General features: G+C 72.5%; 17 protein-coding genes. 6 read left to right on the top strand and 11 right to left on the bottom strand.

Features of this window, described 5'->3' with window-relative positions; genetic code table 11:
• Nucleotides 1-154: 154 nt before the first annotated feature.
• Nucleotides 155-1090 (bottom strand): zinc-binding alcohol dehydrogenase family protein, encoded by a 936-nt coding sequence (locus tag ACIQ5Y_RS33055; RefSeq protein WP_403888927.1) that lies wholly within the window; start codon nucleotides 1088-1090, stop codon nucleotides 155-157.
• Nucleotides 1091-1343: 253 nt separating this feature from the next.
• On the bottom strand, nucleotides 1344-1844 hold the full coding sequence (locus ACIQ5Y_RS33050; protein WP_403888924.1) for a MarR family winged helix-turn-helix transcriptional regulator: 501 nt from the start codon (nucleotides 1842-1844) through the stop codon (nucleotides 1344-1346).
• Nucleotides 1845-1913: 69 nt separating this feature from the next.
• Here ACIQ5Y_RS33050 and ACIQ5Y_RS33045 point away from each other — a divergent pair, with 69 nt between their 5' ends.
• Nucleotides 1914-2672: a hypothetical protein gene (locus ACIQ5Y_RS33045; RefSeq protein ID WP_403888921.1), complete on the top strand. Its 759-nt coding sequence runs from the start codon at nucleotides 1914-1916 to the stop codon at nucleotides 2670-2672.
• A 5-nt stretch (nucleotides 2673-2677) separates the two neighbouring features.
• A complete protein-coding gene (locus ACIQ5Y_RS33040) occupies nucleotides 2678-3517 on the top strand; it encodes an SGNH/GDSL hydrolase family protein (RefSeq protein WP_403888918.1) in 840 nt (279 codons plus the stop codon).
• Nucleotides 3518-3619: 102 nt separating this feature from the next.
• Here ACIQ5Y_RS33040 and ACIQ5Y_RS33035 read toward each other — a convergent pair whose 3' ends face one another.
• The 4 genes from ACIQ5Y_RS33035 to ACIQ5Y_RS33020 form a co-directional block, all read right to left on the bottom strand.
• Entirely contained in the window at nucleotides 3620-4054 is a 435-nt protein-coding gene (locus ACIQ5Y_RS33035) for a YdeI/OmpD-associated family protein (RefSeq protein WP_403888916.1), read from the bottom strand.
• Nucleotides 4055-4218: 164 nt separating this feature from the next.
• Entirely contained in the window at nucleotides 4219-4632 is a 414-nt protein-coding gene (locus tag ACIQ5Y_RS33030) for a VOC family protein (RefSeq protein WP_403888913.1), read from the bottom strand.
• A gap of 239 nt (nucleotides 4633-4871) precedes the next feature.
• Nucleotides 4872-6449, bottom strand: coding sequence for a PP2C family protein-serine/threonine phosphatase (locus ACIQ5Y_RS33025; protein ID WP_403888910.1), 1578 nt, complete (start codon nucleotides 6447-6449; stop codon nucleotides 4872-4874).
• Nucleotides 6450-6632: 183 nt separating this feature from the next.
• Nucleotides 6633-7286 carry a maleylpyruvate isomerase N-terminal domain-containing protein gene (locus ACIQ5Y_RS33020; protein WP_403888907.1) on the bottom strand — a complete coding sequence of 218 codons (654 nt, stop codon included), beginning with the start codon at nucleotides 7284-7286 and terminating at the stop codon, nucleotides 6633-6635.
• 251 nt (nucleotides 7287-7537) lie between these two features.
• On the opposite strand from ACIQ5Y_RS33020, the gene ACIQ5Y_RS33015 reads away from it, so the two are divergent.
• Nucleotides 7538-8335: an ATP-grasp domain-containing protein gene (locus ACIQ5Y_RS33015; protein ID WP_403888904.1), complete on the top strand. Its 798-nt coding sequence runs from the start codon at nucleotides 7538-7540 to the stop codon at nucleotides 8333-8335.
• A 40-nt stretch (nucleotides 8336-8375) separates the two neighbouring features.
• On the opposite strand, the gene ACIQ5Y_RS33010 is transcribed toward ACIQ5Y_RS33015, so the two are convergent.
• Genes ACIQ5Y_RS33010 through ACIQ5Y_RS33000 form a run of 3 tightly spaced genes read right to left on the bottom strand, consistent with a single transcriptional unit; the run spans nucleotide 8376 to nucleotide 11324 of the window.
• A complete protein-coding gene (locus ACIQ5Y_RS33010; protein ID WP_403888901.1) occupies nucleotides 8376-9662 on the bottom strand; it encodes an MFS transporter in 1287 nt (428 codons plus the stop codon).
• Complete coding sequence (locus tag ACIQ5Y_RS33005) at nucleotides 9659-10201, bottom strand: ArsR/SmtB family transcription factor (protein ID WP_403888898.1); 543 nt, start codon at nucleotides 10199-10201, stop codon at nucleotides 9659-9661. Before ACIQ5Y_RS33005 ends, ACIQ5Y_RS33010 begins: the two co-directional genes overlap by 4 nt.
• A gap of 46 nt (nucleotides 10202-10247) precedes the next feature.
• The gene (locus ACIQ5Y_RS33000; RefSeq protein WP_403888895.1) at nucleotides 10248-11324 is read right to left on the bottom strand and encodes an FUSC family protein; all 1077 of its coding nucleotides are present in this window, start codon (nucleotides 11322-11324) and stop codon (nucleotides 10248-10250) included.
• A 223-nt stretch (nucleotides 11325-11547) separates the two neighbouring features.
• On the opposite strand from ACIQ5Y_RS33000, the gene ACIQ5Y_RS32995 reads away from it, so the two are divergent.
• Nucleotides 11548-11706 carry a hypothetical protein gene (locus ACIQ5Y_RS32995; RefSeq protein WP_403888892.1) on the top strand — a complete coding sequence of 53 codons (159 nt, stop codon included), beginning with the start codon at nucleotides 11548-11550 and terminating at the stop codon, nucleotides 11704-11706.
• A gap of 99 nt (nucleotides 11707-11805) precedes the next feature.
• Nucleotides 11806-12591: a class I SAM-dependent methyltransferase gene (locus tag ACIQ5Y_RS32990; RefSeq protein ID WP_403888889.1), complete on the top strand. Its 786-nt coding sequence runs from the start codon at nucleotides 11806-11808 to the stop codon at nucleotides 12589-12591.
• 83 nt (nucleotides 12592-12674) lie between these two features.
• On the opposite strand, the gene ACIQ5Y_RS32985 is transcribed toward ACIQ5Y_RS32990, so the two are convergent.
• On the bottom strand, nucleotides 12675-12998 hold the full coding sequence (locus tag ACIQ5Y_RS32985; protein WP_403888886.1) for a hypothetical protein: 324 nt from the start codon (nucleotides 12996-12998) through the stop codon (nucleotides 12675-12677).
• Nucleotides 12999-13201: 203 nt separating this feature from the next.
• On the opposite strand from ACIQ5Y_RS32985, the gene ACIQ5Y_RS32980 reads away from it, so the two are divergent.
• A complete protein-coding gene (locus ACIQ5Y_RS32980; protein WP_403888883.1) occupies nucleotides 13202-14314 on the top strand; it encodes an MBL fold metallo-hydrolase in 1113 nt (370 codons plus the stop codon).
• A 59-nt stretch (nucleotides 14315-14373) separates the two neighbouring features.
• Here ACIQ5Y_RS32980 and ACIQ5Y_RS32975 read toward each other — a convergent pair whose 3' ends face one another.
• On the bottom strand, nucleotides 14374-14721 hold the full coding sequence (locus ACIQ5Y_RS32975; protein WP_403888880.1) for a hypothetical protein: 348 nt from the start codon (nucleotides 14719-14721) through the stop codon (nucleotides 14374-14376).
• Nucleotides 14722-14752 lie beyond the last annotated feature (31 nt).

Genomic DNA, 14752 nt, shown 5'->3' with positions numbered 1-14752 from the left:
CTCCCTCGTGATGGGCCGAACCAGCCTCGCGCCGCCTGCGCGGGTGCGGGTCAAGTATTGCCTCTGGGCACGTCGAGTGGCTTGCGCGCGCGGCGGCTGAGGCCGGGGGAGGAGGGCGGCTCGTGGCCGAAGCGCCGTACGGCTTCTCTCGGCCTCAGGAGACGGTGATGACGACCTTTCCCCGGATGTGCTTGCCGGCGAAGTCGGCTACGGCCCGCACGGCGTCGCCGAACGCGTAGCGGGCACCGATCTCGACGCGCAGACCGCCGTCCGCGGCCCGGTTCGCGAGATCTTCCAGATCGCCCGGTTCCGGGGCGAAGGAGCCGATGTAGACCGGGGTCACGCCGCGGTCCAGCTCACCGGGGCCGAACAGGGGGGACACCAGCCTGCCACCGGGCCTGGCCGCCCGTGCGCTGCCGGCCAGGCCCTCACCGCGGTTGACCAGGTCGACGACCACGTCGACTCCGCCCGGAACCAGCTTCAGCGCCTCTTCCACCGCGTCGGCCTCCCGGTACTCGACGGTCTCGGCGGCACCGAGCTCGCGGATGTAGTCCGCGTCCTGAGCGGTGGCCGTGGCGATCACGCGGGCCCCGAGCGTGTGCGCGAGCTGCACGGCGTACAGGCCGATTCCGCCGGTGGCCCCCATCACCAGCACGCTCTCAGCCCGGTTCAGGCCGACCGCCCGCAGCAGGCACACCGCGGTCATGCCGGACTCGGGGATGGCCGCCGCGTGCACGGCGTCCAGGTTCCGCGGCCGATGGGTCAGCAGGGGACCCGGCGTGGCCACGGTGTACTCCGCCACGGAACCCGCCTGGCCGACGAACCCCAGCACCGGATCGCCCGGCGCGTATCCGCTGACTCCGGCGCCGACCTGCGCCACGGTTCCCGCCATGTCCATCCCGACGATCAACGGGTGCCCGGTCGGGTAGACGTCCTTCGCGGCCCCGGTGACCAGCATGAGATCGAGCGGGTTGAGTGCGGCCGCTTCGACCTTCACCACGACCTCACCCGGTCCCGGGTCGGGCTTGGGCAGATCGGCGATGGTCAGGCGGTCAAGCGGTTGGTAGTCGGTGGCGACGAGGGCCTTCACGGGCGATTCCCTGAGCTGAGGCCGTACCGGAGCCAGAACGACGACGTCGAACGGCGCGGCCCGGAGGCGGTCACTGTCTGCCGGCGCCTCGGGGCCGGGGGCCTGGAGGCGGGAGTCCGATCCGTTTCTACGTCACCAGGCCCCTTCGAAGGGTGAGGCCGTCCGTATCGCCGCCCTGCTCGACACGTTCGGCTCAGTCCTGCGCCCGTCGCCCCGGTGGATGCCGACCCTCCACCCGCAGCACCCCCACGGGTCAGCCGCGGGTGCGGTAGCCGGGGTGGACTCCGGGAGTCAGCTCCTGTTCCGCCGCGACGCGTTCGAGCAGGCCGAGCAGGTGGGTGCGCTGCTCCGGGTCGAGGGCGGCGAGCAGGGCGTCCTCGTGTGCCGCGGCCGCGCGGGAGACCGCGCCGAGGGTGCGTCTGCCCTCCGCCGTGAGGTGGAGTTCGTAGTTGCGGCGGTCCTCGGCGCTGCGCCGCCGTTCGACGAGGTCCTTGCCCTCCAGGCCGTCGATCAGCGCGACGACACGGCTCGGTACGACGCCCAGGTCCTCGGCGAGGGCCCGCTGGCTGCGCCCCGGCTGTCCGGCGACCATGCGCAGCAGCCCGACGTCCGCAGGGGTCAGTCCCAGGTGGCCGACGCGTTCGGCGAAGCGTCCGGCGGCGTGCGCGCCGATCTGGGCGAGGAGGAACGCGGCTCCGCGCGGCCCGGGGGTCGGGGCGGAGCCCGTCGTATGCGCTTGCCGAGGGCTGTTCATCGGCCTATCGTAAGCCACGCGAAATGATTCTCCTCGGTGAACGATTAACTTGAGAGAACGGATTCTGTCGTGACCGCCATCCCAGAGACCGCTGCCCCGGAGACCGCTGCCCGTGAGACCGCCTCCAGTGGGGCAGCCGCCAGTGAGACACACCGCCGCCGCGACCCACAGGCCGGCCCGCCGCCGGGCGTCCTCGCCGTGGTCTTCACCGCGCTCTTCCTCGCCGGGCTCGTGCTCAGCACCGTCCTGGCCGGCGGGGACCCCTTTCCCTCGCCCTTCGGCTCCACCGACTCGGTGACCGCCTACTTCCGCGACCACACCGGTGCGGTCCGCGTCTCCGGGGCCCTGCAGTTCGCGTCCTCGGTGCCGCTCGCGATCTACGCCGCGACGGTCTCGGCGCGCCTGCACAAGCTCGGCGTCCGTGCCCCCGGCGCCACCATCGCCCTCGCCGGAGGTGTCCTCGCCTCGGCCTTCCTCGCCTGCTCCGGACTGGTCACCTGGGTGCTGTCCCGGCCCGAGGTCGCGGGGCACGGCGAAGTCGTACGGGCCCTGCAGTACCTGGCCTTCGGGCTCGGCGGGCCAGGCCACGTCGTCCTGCTGGGGCTGCTGGTCGCCGGGATCGCCGTACCGGGACTGCTCGCAGGCCTGCTGCCGCGCGCCCTCGCCGTGGCGGGTCTGGCCGTCGCGGCGGTCGCCGAACTGTCCACGCTGGTCCTGCTGGCCGACGGCGCCGCCCTGCTGCTGCCGGTCGCCCGGTTCACCGGTCTGCTGTGGCTGATCGCCGCCGGGTTCATGCTGCCGCGGCGCCGTGTGCGCAAGGAGGGCTGACCGTCATGACGAGCGCCACCACCGCCCCCACCCCCGCCCACGACCCGGCCGAACGGATGCTCCGCTTCCACCAACCCGAGAAGGTCCTGCGCCACCTCGGCCCCGCCCCCGACGAGGCCGCGCTCGGGGCCCTGTTCGGGCTCGCCCCGGCCGACTACCGGACGTACCTGGACCGGTTCGAGGCCCGGAACCGGGCGGCCGCCGCCGCTCTCGCGGCCGCGCCGGGGGCGGCCGCGAGCCTGGCCGGCTTGCCGTTCCGTCCGGGCGAGCACGTCGTGGCCGTCGGGGAGAGCACCACCGCCGACCGGCTGTCCTGGTTCGAGATCCTGCGGCACCTGCTTCCGGAAGGCGTGCGCTGCACCAACCTGGCCGTCTCCGGCAGTACGACGACCCAGACCCTGGCGAACCTCCCGCTGCTCGCGTTCCAACGGCCCGACTGGGTGCTGTGCATGCTGGGGGCGAACGACGTCCAGCGGCTGGACGGAGTCCCGCTGATCGCCGCCGCCGAGACCCGGCGTGCCCTGGGCGCCCTGCGGGACCTGACGGTCCGGCGGACCGGGGCCCGGTGGGTCTGGCTCACCCCGACCGGCGTCGATCCCGGGCGGGTCGCGGAGTACGTGCACTTCCGGCGGGCCGGACTCGCCTGGGCCGGGGCGGACCTCGACGCCGTCGCGGAGTTCCTGCTCGCCGAGCCCGAGACCTCGGTCGACACCCGGGCCGCCGCGCACGGCCACTGGGAGGAGGACGGCGTCCACCTCACCCCGGCCGGTCAACAGCACGTCGCGGCGGCCGTGTTGGACGCGATCGGGTCAGGGTCAGGGTCGGGGTCGGGGTCGGTGTCGTGACCGCGCTGCCAACCCCGGCCGCACGGTGTCATCGCTGACGGAACGCCCTTACGCCGGCCCCACCGCGACCGTGCGCGTGGTGGGGCCGGCGTATCCGACGTGTCAGCCCCGCAGAGTGGCGATGGCCTTCTCGATACGCCGTTGGCGCGTCTCGGGCTTCTTCGCGCTCTCGATGGCGCGCACGTGCTCGCGCTTGTGGCTGTACGCGAGGTTGTCATAGGCGGCGCGGGCGACCGGGTCGTCGTCCAGAGCCTGGGCGAAGTCCGCGGGCTCGACGACGACGCGCGGCTCGGTATCGAGCTCCAGCTCGACCTCGACCTCGTCGCCGATCGCAACACCCGCGGCCTCGCGGTTGGCATTGCTGAGGCCGAGCAAGTGGCGGCCGCGCAGGAGGGCGACCCGGCTCTGCCAGGAATGCCCGTTGACGGTGATCGTCACCGGTGGCCGCGCGCCCCCACCGAGCGCTGCCACCACCTCGGACGGAACTTCCAGGCCCCGCATGGGCTCGGGTGGCTCGACGTGGGTCCGAAACTTCATGATCCTCTCCTGTTCGTGCTGCCGGTTCACCGCGGATCCCACCGGCCCGGATCCGATGGCCGCTCCGGCTCCCGCTTCCGCTGCCCGCGCCCGGGTCGGGGTCGTCCGGGACGGCAGCGGCACGCGCCCCGCCGTCCCGGACGGCTGTGAGGGAAAGATCGCGGTTACTCCGCGTAGGGCTGGTCGGTCCCCTGGGCGCTGTAGCCGAGGCTCCAGATGTAGCCGTCCGGGTCGGCGAAGGTGCCGCCGTACCCGCCCCACGGCAGAGTGCCGGCGGGCTTGAGGATCCTGGCACCGGCCTTCTCGGCCTCCGCCATGACCTCGTCGACCCGCGTCTCGCTGCGGACGACATAGGTCAGAACCAGTCCGCTGAAGCCGCTGCCCTCGTGGTCCGTGCCCACCTGGTCGGCCAGGCCTTCGCGGCTGTAGAAGCCGACGGGGGAGGCGCCGTCCGACGCGAAGAACACCGAGATGCCGAAGTCACTCTGGATCTTCCAGCCGAGCCCCTCGGCGTAGAACCGCTTGGCGGCCTCCATGTCCCGGACGCCAAGAAGGATCGAGCTGACGTGTGCCTTCATGTCCTACTCCTTGTGCATGGGTGGTTATGTGCCCGGCCGGGCATTCGGGCAGGACTTCCGGGTATCGCACGGGCGTCGAGATCAACAGGATCCGGCCGTATGATCTTTTCTGATGCACGGTCAATCCCCCCTCGTGGCACGGCGATCCAGGCGCCCGCCCGGCCCGCGGCGGCACGGATCCATATTGCCAGGCGTGCTGAACGTGTTCAATTCATTCGGTACCGGCGAACGCGGAAAGATCAGGCCGTGGCCGGTGCGGTGCACGCCGCGGCGAGGACGGTGACGTCGTCACGGCTCCAGTCGACACCGAAGGCCTCCGCTGCGTGGTAGAGGGCCGCCACGGCGGTCACGGGCTCGGCCGGAAGGGTGGCGGCGAGGGTCGTGGCGACCCGCTGCTCTCCGAACTCCGCGGCGGTCTGAGGGTGTCGGCCCTCGGTGAGTCCGTCGGTGCACAGAACGAGGAGGTCTCCGGGCCGGAAGGGAGTGCAGCGTGTCGTCCAGGCGTCGGCTTCCGGTTCGAGGAGGGGGTGGATGAGAGGGCCGGTGGGCTGGAGGCGTTCGACACCGCCGTCGGCGCGTACGAGGAAGGGCTGCTCCTGACCGGCGTTGAGCCAGGTCAGCGTGGCGTTGCGGGGGTCGGCGACGGCGATCAGCAGTGTCGAGAACCGTTCGTCCGCGTGGGCGAGGGCCCGCCACGCGGCATGCGCCGCCACCACGGGGCCGAGCCCGGTCCGCAGGGCGGTCTGCACGGCGCATTTGAGCTGCACGGCGAGCAGTCCGGCGGGGACACCGTGCCCGGTGACGTCGCCCAGCACCAGCGCGGTGGACCCGTCGGGCAGGGCCAGGGAGTCCAGGTAGTCCCCGGCCAGGAGGCCTTCCGCGGGGATGAGGGCACCGTGCACGTCGATGCCGGGGCCCGGCCCGTTCTGAGCGGTGAGGATGCGGTGCAGGCCCGTCGCGCAGGGGCCGTTCTGCGTCAGAGCCTCGTGACTGCACCGGGCCTGCCACCGTGACTGGCTCAGGCCGGCGCGGACGCGGTCGGCTTCGTGGGCGAGGCGAGACAGCCAGCCCTGCGGGCGCGGGGCGAGCGGGTCGTCCACCGTACCCGTCGCCGCGCGCCGCAGATCGGCTTCGATGCGGGCGGCGGGCGCGAGGACGCGGGTGACGCTCAGGCGCGGGAACAGCACGATGGCGGCGGCGGTCAGCGCACACCAGGCGAGCAGGTAGAGGAGGAGGGACGTGTCGCCCGAGCCGGCTTGGCGCTCGGCGGCGGCGACGGCCCTGTCCAGGTGCCTGGAGAGCGTGTCGGCGGCCGAGTCGACAGCCGTGTAGTGGTCGGAAGGGGCGAGGAACACCGCACCGGCGGCCGCCTCCGCGCCCTGGGGGTCCCCCTCCGCCTCGCGCGGGGCCCTCGCCCCGGTCAGCCCGGCTGCGGTGCCCCCGAGCGTGGCGGCGGACCACTGGTGCGCGGCGGTCTCCAGTGCGGCGGCCGCGGTGCCCGCTTCCCCGGTGCCCCGTACGGAGGAGCGGAGCCGGAACACCGCCTCCGACAGCCGGCCATGGGCCTCGAGGCTCTGCCAGGCCGCGGCGGGGCCGCCGGTGAGGCCGGCCGCGCGAGCGTCCTGGGCGGCATGCCGGACCTCGGTCAGTTCCGCCTGGGCGGGACGCCACCGCTCCTTGATCTGGGAGACGATCCGCTCGTGCTTGTTGTGGACGAGCCAGGCGCCCGCCGAGATGCCGCCGGCCAGCGGGGCCGCCACGAGCACCGCCGCGAGGGGAATCGCACGCAAGGTGAGGGGCAGACTCCGGGAAAGCACCGGGTGCTCCTTTCTTCCCGCCCCAAGGGGACCGCCCGGGGATTCGGGCCGGTGGAGCCCCCCATCCATCGCACCACGAGGCGTACCCCCGCACATGGGGCGAAGGTCCCGGACCTCGAAGCACGGCGGGAGGTGGGGTTCGCCGGGTGCGTCCCGAGCGGATGGCGGCGCCCGGGAACCGGATCAGCCGACGGGGAACGGGAGCCGACCGGCCAGGTCGCCGAGCCGGGCCCGCTCCTCGGCCGTAGGGGGTCGGCGACCCGTGCCGATCAACAGGGCGTCGGTGTCGGAGAGCGCCGGGGGGAACGGGATGGCGGCGATCCGTTTCAGCATCTCGCGGGAGCGCGCCAGGGCCTCGGCGGGCGGCCCGGCCGCCTCGGGGACGCCGGCGGCGAGGTCGAGGTGGTGGAGGGTCCACTCCAGGACGTACGCCCCGAGGTAGTCGCGCACGGTGAGCACCTGTCCGCGGGTACCCACCCAGGCGTCGGGGTCGGCGAGCGCCGCGGCGCGCCCGGCGGCGGAGCCGACGTCGTCGAGGTGGAACCTGAGCAGCGCCGGGTCCTGGTACGCGGCGGCGAGCCGGACGGTGAGCGCGTCGAGCGGGTCGGTGCCGGTCGGCGGCTCGACGACCTCCCAGTACGTCACCGCGTCCCTGGTCGGTCTCGTGCCGGCCGGGGTCGCGAGGGTGATGAGGACGTCCTGCGCGTCGATGACCAGGTGGCAGACCAGGTCGCGGACGAGCCATCCGGCACAACCGGACGGCCGCTCGAAGTCCCGGTCCGCGAGCCCGTCGACCGCCGTGCGCAATGCCGACCACGAGAGCGAGAAGAGGTCCATCGCGGCACGCTAGCAGCGTTCGGAGCCCCGCCGGAGAACCAAGGCCGTACCCCGCCCAGTTCGACTCGGGGCTTCGGGTTCTCACGCGGGCGTGGGCCGGGAGGGCGCCGACGGGGACGTGGAGCAGGAGCCTGCCGAATGGGCCGGGCCGGGCACGGTGCCGCCCATCGCCCGGGGTGGTCGCGGGGTGATCGCCCCGGGCTCACCGCCGTACACCGCCACACTCCGCACGGAGTTGTAGGCTCGCCGGAATGGAAGCCCGTATCGCGTCCGTCCTCCTCCTGCCCGCGCCCCGTACCTCCACGGCCGAACTCATCGCCCGGGCAGCGGCCTGGCGCGGGTACGAGGTGACCGACCGGGTGGCGAGTGCCGAAGGGCGCAGGGTGCACTGGTACGGCGGTCCTCGTGCGGCCGCTCGCCTCGCCGGCCCGCTGGGCCTCGGGTTGCTCGAGCCGGCCGACGACTGGCTGACACGCGTTCCGGGCCCCCTCCTGCGCCGCCGCGTGCGGCTCACCACCCTTTCCGAGGCCCGTGCGTTGCGGGAACGGGCCTTCGTGAAGCCGCCCTCGGCCAAGATCGACCTGCTGCCCGCCGCCGTCCACGAGGACGGGACCAGCCTGCCCGGCGGGCTCGACGGCTCCACGCCGGTCCTGGTGAGCGGCGTGGTGGAGTTCGCCGCGGAGTACCGGCTGTTCGTCCTCGACGGCGAAGTCGTCACCGGCAGCCGCTACTCCGTATACGGGCGCCTCGACCCGGCGCCGTTGGACGCCGACAGCCGTGCCTTCGCCCGTACGGTCCTCGACGCCACGGCCGCCGGTCTGCCCAGCGCGGTGTGCCTGGACGTCGGCCGGCTCGCCGACGGCGGCTGGGCGGTGGTCGAGGCGAACATGGCGTGGTTCGCGAACTGTTACGCCGCCGAGCCGGAACGCGTCCTCGACACGGTGCTCCGTGCCGCCGGCCCGATCACCGCGGTCGCCGGCCGGGACCGGCCGCACCTGAGAGGGCCGGCACCCGGCCCGCACGGAACCCCTCCGCGCTCGGGACCGTGATGAGTGTCGTCCCCGCCCCGTGCCATGACCGGCGGTCCCGTCACCGGCCGGCCCCCTGGACGGTGTCCCGGGATTTCGGTTGGTCCGGATCACCGGCCGGGGCGGCGGCACGCAGCGCCGCCTCGACCCGGCGGTTGCCGGTCATGGTCGACGTGACGGCGGTCATGGCGAGGAGGAGGCCCGCGGCGGTGTAGAGCGGGGTGCGCACGTCGTAGGCGGTGGCCAGCCAGCCGCCGAGGAAGGCGCCGAACGGGGCGGCGCACATGCCGAGCATCCGGGAGGTGGAGGCGACCCGGCCCATCAGGTGGGCGGGGACGATCGCCTGGCGCAGGGAGGGGGCGAGCACCATCGTCGCGCCCATGCCCGCTCCGCAGACGGCGAGCGCGAGGCCGGCGACGTACGGGTTCGGGGTGGCGGCAAGGCCCAGGACGGCGAGTCCCTCGACCGCGGCCGTGAAGGTGAGCGCGGCGCCGGTGCCGAGTCGTCGGCCGAGGAAGGAGGCGATGCCCGCGCCGAGCAGGCCGCCGGTGGCCTCCGCCGTGAGGAGCAGGCCGAAGCCGAAGGTGTCGATGCCGAGGCGATCGTGTGCGAAGAGGGCGAGTACGGTCTCCACGGCGAGGAAGGCGATGTTCCCGACCGCAGGACGCAGTGCGAGTCCGAGCAGCAACTGATCCCGGAACACGTACGAGGCGCCGGCCAGCGCCTGCCGCAGCAGCGACTCACGGGCCTGCGGTACGGGACGCGGCGTGGCGGGCAATGACCGTACGAGCAGCGCGGAGAGCGTGAACGAAACCGCGTCGGCGAGCAGTGGAACCGCCCGCCCCAGCGCGAGCAGGGCACTGCCCGCAGGCGGCCCCGCGAAGCCGGACGCGGCGGTCTGGGCGCCGCGCAGGCGGGAGTTGGCGCGTTCCAGGAGCGCGGGGTCGCGGCCGAGCAGATCCGGCAGGTAGGCCGTGGCGGCCGTGTCGAAGAAGAGCCCGCCGACAGCGAGCAGGAACGCGACGGCCGCGAGCAGCGGAATGCTCAGCACGTCGAGCGCGGCCGCTGCCGCCGGTATCGCGAGCAGCGCCGCACGCGCCGCGTCCGCGATCCACATCGTGCGCCGACGGTCCCAGCGGTCCACCAGCGCACCGCCGAGCACCCCGAAGAGCAGCCACGGCACCGTTCCGGCGGCCGTGACGACGGCGAGCGCCATCGGGTCCCGCGTCAACGTCAACGCGAGCAGCGGCAGCGCCGCATGAGTCACCCCGTCACCGAGCGAGGACACCGTCTGGGCGGTCCACAGCCGTCCGAATCCGGTCGGCAACTTCTCTGCGTCTGAAGTCACTTGGCATCTCCTTCGGCCTGCTCGCGCCGCGCTGTCGGGTGGAACAGCGCGAAGACGAGTGACGCGTCCGGCAGCGACGGATCGGACAGCGCGCGGTACTCGTCCGCCAGGGCCTCCAGCCGCGCCCCCAGTTGTGCGAACTGCTCCTCGGTGAGCCGCAGATGCGCCATCCGCACGTGCCGCTCACCATCCGCCGGCGCGGCCTCCAGGTCCGCCACCGCGTGCCGCATCAGCAGATCCGGCCCTCCCTCGCCCGGATCCGGCAGCACGATCGACCGCGCGGCCATCGCGTAGTACCGCTCGTTGACCCCCCGCACCTTCCGCGTTCGTACCACCTTCACCAGGCCGGCCCGTTCGAGCAGCCGTACGTGGTAGCTGGAACTCCCCTTCGCGAGGCCCACCCGCTCGGCGATCTGCGTGATGGTCGCGGGCTCGAAGCGGAGCACGGCCATGATGCGGTGGCGCGTGAGGTTGGAGACGGCGCGCAGCTGCTCGTCAGTGGTGACGTGGAACGTCTCGGGAAGATCGTCGGTAGGCATGCGAGTAATGGTCAACGTTTCTTGACCATTGGGCAAGGGGATTTCGTCAGAGCTTCCGGAATCCTCTGTTCAGGTGGTCGGCGAGGGCTTCGTGGGTCAGGTGGAGTCCGGCTCGCAGCACCGCGTCGTGCCGGCCGGGGTGGGCCCTGCGGTGGGCGAGGTCGAGGGTGCGGGCCCGGTCGAGGAGTTCGGCGAAGTCGCTGCCGAACAACGCGGCGTCCAGGGCGTTGGCGGTGACCCGGAGCAGGGGTGCGAGGGCGCGCAGGGCGGGGTCGTGCGCACCGTCCGCGGCGGGTTCCGTGGGCACGGCGGAGCCGCCGCGGCGCGTCCGCTCGTACAACTCCTGGGTGAAGTACTGGAGGGTCAGCGCCGTACGGGCGGCCAGGACCAGGCGTCCGTCGAGTCCTTCCGGCGGGCGGCCGGCGCGGAGGCGCGGCAGGGACCGGCCGGCCGCCGCGCGGTCGAAGGCGTCCCGGCAGGCCTGCGGGCGCAGCCACAGGCGCGCCCGCTCCGGCAGGGCGGCCGGTGCCAGGGTCCCCACCGCCTCCGGGGCCGCGGCGCCCCGCTCCAGTCCGCCGGCGATCCCGGTCAGGAGTTCGCCCACGGCGGTCCGGTAGCCGTCCAGTCCCTCGGTCGCGGACCGGTAGGGGTCGGGGGGCCACAGCAGCGGCCCGAGGAGGACGACCACGGCGATGCCGACGAGGCTCTCCTCCAGCCGCGCCAGCGGGTACCCGGGGACCGCGGTCGCGTAGACCATGAGCGCGGTGATGAGCACCTGCTGGTTGGGCGAACCCGGCCGCCCCAGCAGGTACATCCCGGCGCAGCCGCAGAGGAGCACGAGCGGGAAGGACCACGCGGGGTCCGTCACCCAGTGGAGCAGGAGGGTGCTCAGCACCACGCCCACGACCACCCCGGCGAGGCGCTCCCACCCGAGCCGCGGCCAGGCGTAGACGTCCTCGCGAAGGATCAGCACCGCCGGCAGCGCGGCGGGGACGGGGGCCGTGCTCGTGCCCCACCACAGGCAGAGGTACCAGGACACGGCCGCGCAGAGGACCAGCCGTGCGGCGGACCGCAGCCGGCCGCCGGGGGTGGACACGTACGGAACGGCGACAAGACCGGACATGCCGGACATCCTAGTGAGGGGCTGTCCGGGAAACGGCATGACCGGTTCGGTCCCTGCCGTCGGATGCGGTCGCGCCGGTGACCTTCCGGCTTCCCGGACCGCTTCACCGGCGAGGCCGCCACCGCTGGGTGGCCATCGCTCATGACGAGCTTGAACGGGGCGGGCGCCGACAGCCAGTCACCTGACCGACTCCGTCGCGCCGAACCAGGCTGCACGACCTGCCGTGCCCACCCTCTACCGCGCCCAGCCGCACTCCCGCCGCCGGGAGTCCGCCGACCGGCAGGCCGCCCTCGCCGGGGTGCACGGCACCGTACGCAGCACCCTGTCGCCGCAACGCCCGGCCGCGGCGAGGCCTCCAGCGGCCTGGCCTTCGACCACCTGATCCCGAGCCCGAACCCCACCCCTCCGCCCCCGTCCTAGCGGCACACGCGGAGACCTGCTCAACGGGTCCGGCGGATCTCGTGGTCACTACGATGCAACGATGGAACGCTTGACCGATGTACCCGAGCACCGCGCCCGGTCCGCGGACCCGGCCCGGGTGAATGACTACGACGGTTTCGCCGAGGCGTACTCGGCGGAGACCGAGCGCAGCCTCGTGAACGCGCACTACGCGCGGCCCGCGATGCTGGACCTCGCCGGGGACGTGGCCGGCCGCCGGGTCCTGGACGCCGGTTGCGGCTCCGGCGCCCTGTCCGCAGCACTTCGCGACCGCGGCGCCGTCGTCACCGGCATCGACACCAGCGCCGAGATGCTGTCACTGGCCAGGCGACGGCTCGGCGACGACGCGGTCCTGCACCATGGCGACCTCCGTGACCACCTGCCGTTCGACGACGACGCGTTCGACGTGGTGGTCTCTTCGCTGGTCCTGCACTATCTGGAGGACTGGGGGCCGACGCTGGCCGAGTTGCGGCGCGTGCTCAGGCCCGGCGGGCGGCTCATCGCGTCGGTGGACCACCCGTTCGTGGCCTACACGATCCAGGAACCTCGGCCCGACTACTTCGCGACCACCAGCTATAGCTTCGACTGGACGTTCGGCGGGCGGGCCGTCCCGATGAAGTTCTGGCGCAAGCCGTTGCACGCGATGACCGATGCCTTCACCACTGCCGGGTTCCGCCTTTCCACCATCAGCGAGCCCCAGCCCGACCCGGCCGCCCGTGAACTCTTCCCCGACGGCTTCCACGACCTTTCGGTCAAACCCTGCTTCCTGTTCTTCGTCGTCGAAGTGCCGCCTTCGACCACCGCCTCGGGCAATCAGCCTGTTCCTTGACCTCCTGAACCTCCTGCTGTTCCGGAACAGCAGGAGGTTGCGGCGCGAAAGCCCACGACGTGACCCGCTTCGACCCGGGCCACCTACCGCGAGGCCCGCAACGCCGCCGCGATATGAACGACATCCAGGTCGACGACGACCTCCTCGCCGTCCCACAGCCCATGCGAGGAAATCGCCAGGCCGATGAAGGCCAGCTCGGCGGCGTCATCACGCAGTTCGTACTCTTCACGGCTCTCCTCGCCGACCCCACCCGTTTCCTCTCGATCCCAGGCGGCGACCGCTGCCTCGGCCACGGACCGAGGCAGCCGCACCTTGATCCGACCGATCTGGGAATCGAGGTGAGCCCCGACCGCCGCCAGCACGGTCCGGTCCTGCCGATACCTCACATACTGCTCGCGATCTTCCACGAGCCGAGAGTACTCAGGCCGGCCGGCCCCCTCGGCAGCAGGAACGGAAACCGGCTCAGCGTGGCTCATCGATGAAGTGCGGTGCAGCCCCTAGATTTGCCCCGCCCTTCCGATCTGCCTCGGCCACCGGTCGCAGTGGGCTGTTCTGATGGCAGGAGGGCTCCCACACCCGTAGATTCGGACGCACACCTCTGGGAGAGGCCATGACGACAACTCCTGGCAAGGAACCCGTACCTCCCGTCGCTCACGACCCGGCCAGCCGTCGCAGCTTCCTGAAGTACTCGGCACTGGCAGCGTCGGTACCCGCGCTGCAGTCCGTACTCGCAGATCCCGCCGCGGCCGCTGCCGCACCGGGCGCGTACGCGCCCGTTCCGCCCACCGCGATCGGCCCGCAGATCCCCGCGAAGGGCTATCTGGTCCAGGAAGTCGGCGAGCGGCTGTACTGGCTGACGGACGGCTTCTACCAGGTCATGTTCCTGGTGACGAAACGTCACCACCACAAGAACCGGCGTGTCATCGTCGTGGACGCACCCCCGACGCTGGGCGGCAACATCCTCCGCGCGATCGAGGAGGTGGCACCGGGTGCCCGTATCAGCCACCTGGTGTACACCCACTACCACGCGGACCACATCGGTGCGGCGGACAAGCTCCGCGACGCGGCCCTCCCGAAGCCGGTGATCATCGCCCACGAGCAGACCTCCCACCTGCTGAAGCAGGTACCCGAATCCAGCCGGCCGCCGCTGCCGAACCGCTCCGTCTCCAGCAGCTACCGCCTGGAGGTGGACGACCAGGTCCTGGAGCTGCACTACAAGGGCCCCAACCACACCCCGGACAACCTGTTCATCCACGCGCCGCGGCAGAGGGTCCTGCACGTCGTGGACATCGTCTACCCCGGCTGGGTTCCGTTCAGGAACCTCGTCGTGTCCACCAACATCCCGGGCTGGATCAACGCGCACGACCAGATCCTGGAGTTCGACTTCGAGACCTACATCGGCGGGCACCTGACCCGTCTGGGTACCCGGCAGGACATCGTGATCCAGCAGGAGTACCTGCGCGACCTGGAGCACCACGGCAGGAAGGCCATCACCGAGTTCGTCAACGTGGGACCCCTCTTCGCCAAGTACCCGGGCAACCCCTGGGCCGTGTTCAAGGAGTACCTCGACATCCTCACCCAGACCACGGCCGACGCCGTCACCCCGGCCTGGACCGGCCGGCTCGGCGGCGCCGACGTCTTCACCTTCGACAACGCCTGGACCATGGTCGAATCCCTGCGGCTCGACCACAAGGTCCTCGGCCCCTTCAGCACCCTCCCGTGAGCCCGAATCGGCCTTGGCCAGTGCGCTTCCGTGGGCCGGCACCTCGACGATCGCCCCGATCACCTGCGGCGGGAGCGGACCAGGGCCAGCCGGCCGAGTGCCGCGGCGATGAGCCCCAGCACCACGGCCACGGCGCCGATGACCACGCCGGTCAGCGCCACCAGCGCGGCCGTGGTGCCTACGAGCCGCCCGGAGGTCAGCTCGTAGGCATCGGCGGCGATCGGCTGGACGGACGCGTGCGCTGCCGCCGGTACGGCGAGCACGGAACGGACGGACAGGGGGTGCTCCTTCTCCTCGTACGACTTCTGTTGATCGATGTCGCCCGATCCTGACCTCCGGACCCACCGCCGGTCGTCCCGCAGGCGGACGCACTTCGCGCCGCCGCCGATGGGGTAGGCGGCGACCACGGACGCCGCAGGAGCCGCGCAGGTACCGCAG

The organism is Streptomyces sp. NPDC096339, assembly GCF_044762985.1.
Taxonomy (GTDB): domain Bacteria; phylum Actinomycetota; class Actinomycetes; order Streptomycetales; family Streptomycetaceae; genus Streptomyces.
The sequence above is the reverse complement of the archived record's forward strand: the minus strand, read 5'-3'. Positions and strand labels throughout refer to the sequence as shown.

Bases quoted from the DNA above. Each gene is read 5' to 3' on its own strand.
- ACIQ5Y_RS33020 (WP_403888907.1), bottom strand. From the start codon at position 7,286: ATGGACCTCTTCTCGCTCTCGTGGTCGGCATTGCGCACGGCGGTCGAC.
- ACIQ5Y_RS33030 (WP_403888913.1), bottom strand. From the start codon at position 4,632: ATGAAGGCACACGTCAGCTCGATCCTTCTTGGCGTCCGGGACATGGAG.
- ACIQ5Y_RS33050 (WP_403888924.1), bottom strand. From the start codon at position 1,844: ATGAACAGCCCTCGGCAAGCGCATACGACGGGCTCCGCCCCGACCCCC.
- ACIQ5Y_RS33000 (WP_403888895.1), bottom strand. From the start codon at position 11,324: ATGTCCGGTCTTGTCGCCGTTCCGTACGTGTCCACCCCCGGCGGCCGG.
- ACIQ5Y_RS33040 (WP_403888918.1), top strand. From the start codon at position 2,678: ATGACGAGCGCCACCACCGCCCCCACCCCCGCCCACGACCCGGCCGAA.
- ACIQ5Y_RS32980 (WP_403888883.1), top strand. From the start codon at position 13,202: ATGACGACAACTCCTGGCAAGGAACCCGTACCTCCCGTCGCTCACGAC.
- ACIQ5Y_RS33005 (WP_403888898.1), bottom strand. From the start codon at position 10,201: ATGCCTACCGACGATCTTCCCGAGACGTTCCACGTCACCACTGACGAG.
- ACIQ5Y_RS32990 (WP_403888889.1), top strand. From the start codon at position 11,806: ATGGAACGCTTGACCGATGTACCCGAGCACCGCGCCCGGTCCGCGGAC.
- ACIQ5Y_RS33015 (WP_403888904.1), top strand. From the start codon at position 7,538: ATGGAAGCCCGTATCGCGTCCGTCCTCCTCCTGCCCGCGCCCCGTACC.
- ACIQ5Y_RS33035 (WP_403888916.1), bottom strand. From the start codon at position 4,054: ATGAAGTTTCGGACCCACGTCGAGCCACCCGAGCCCATGCGGGGCCTG.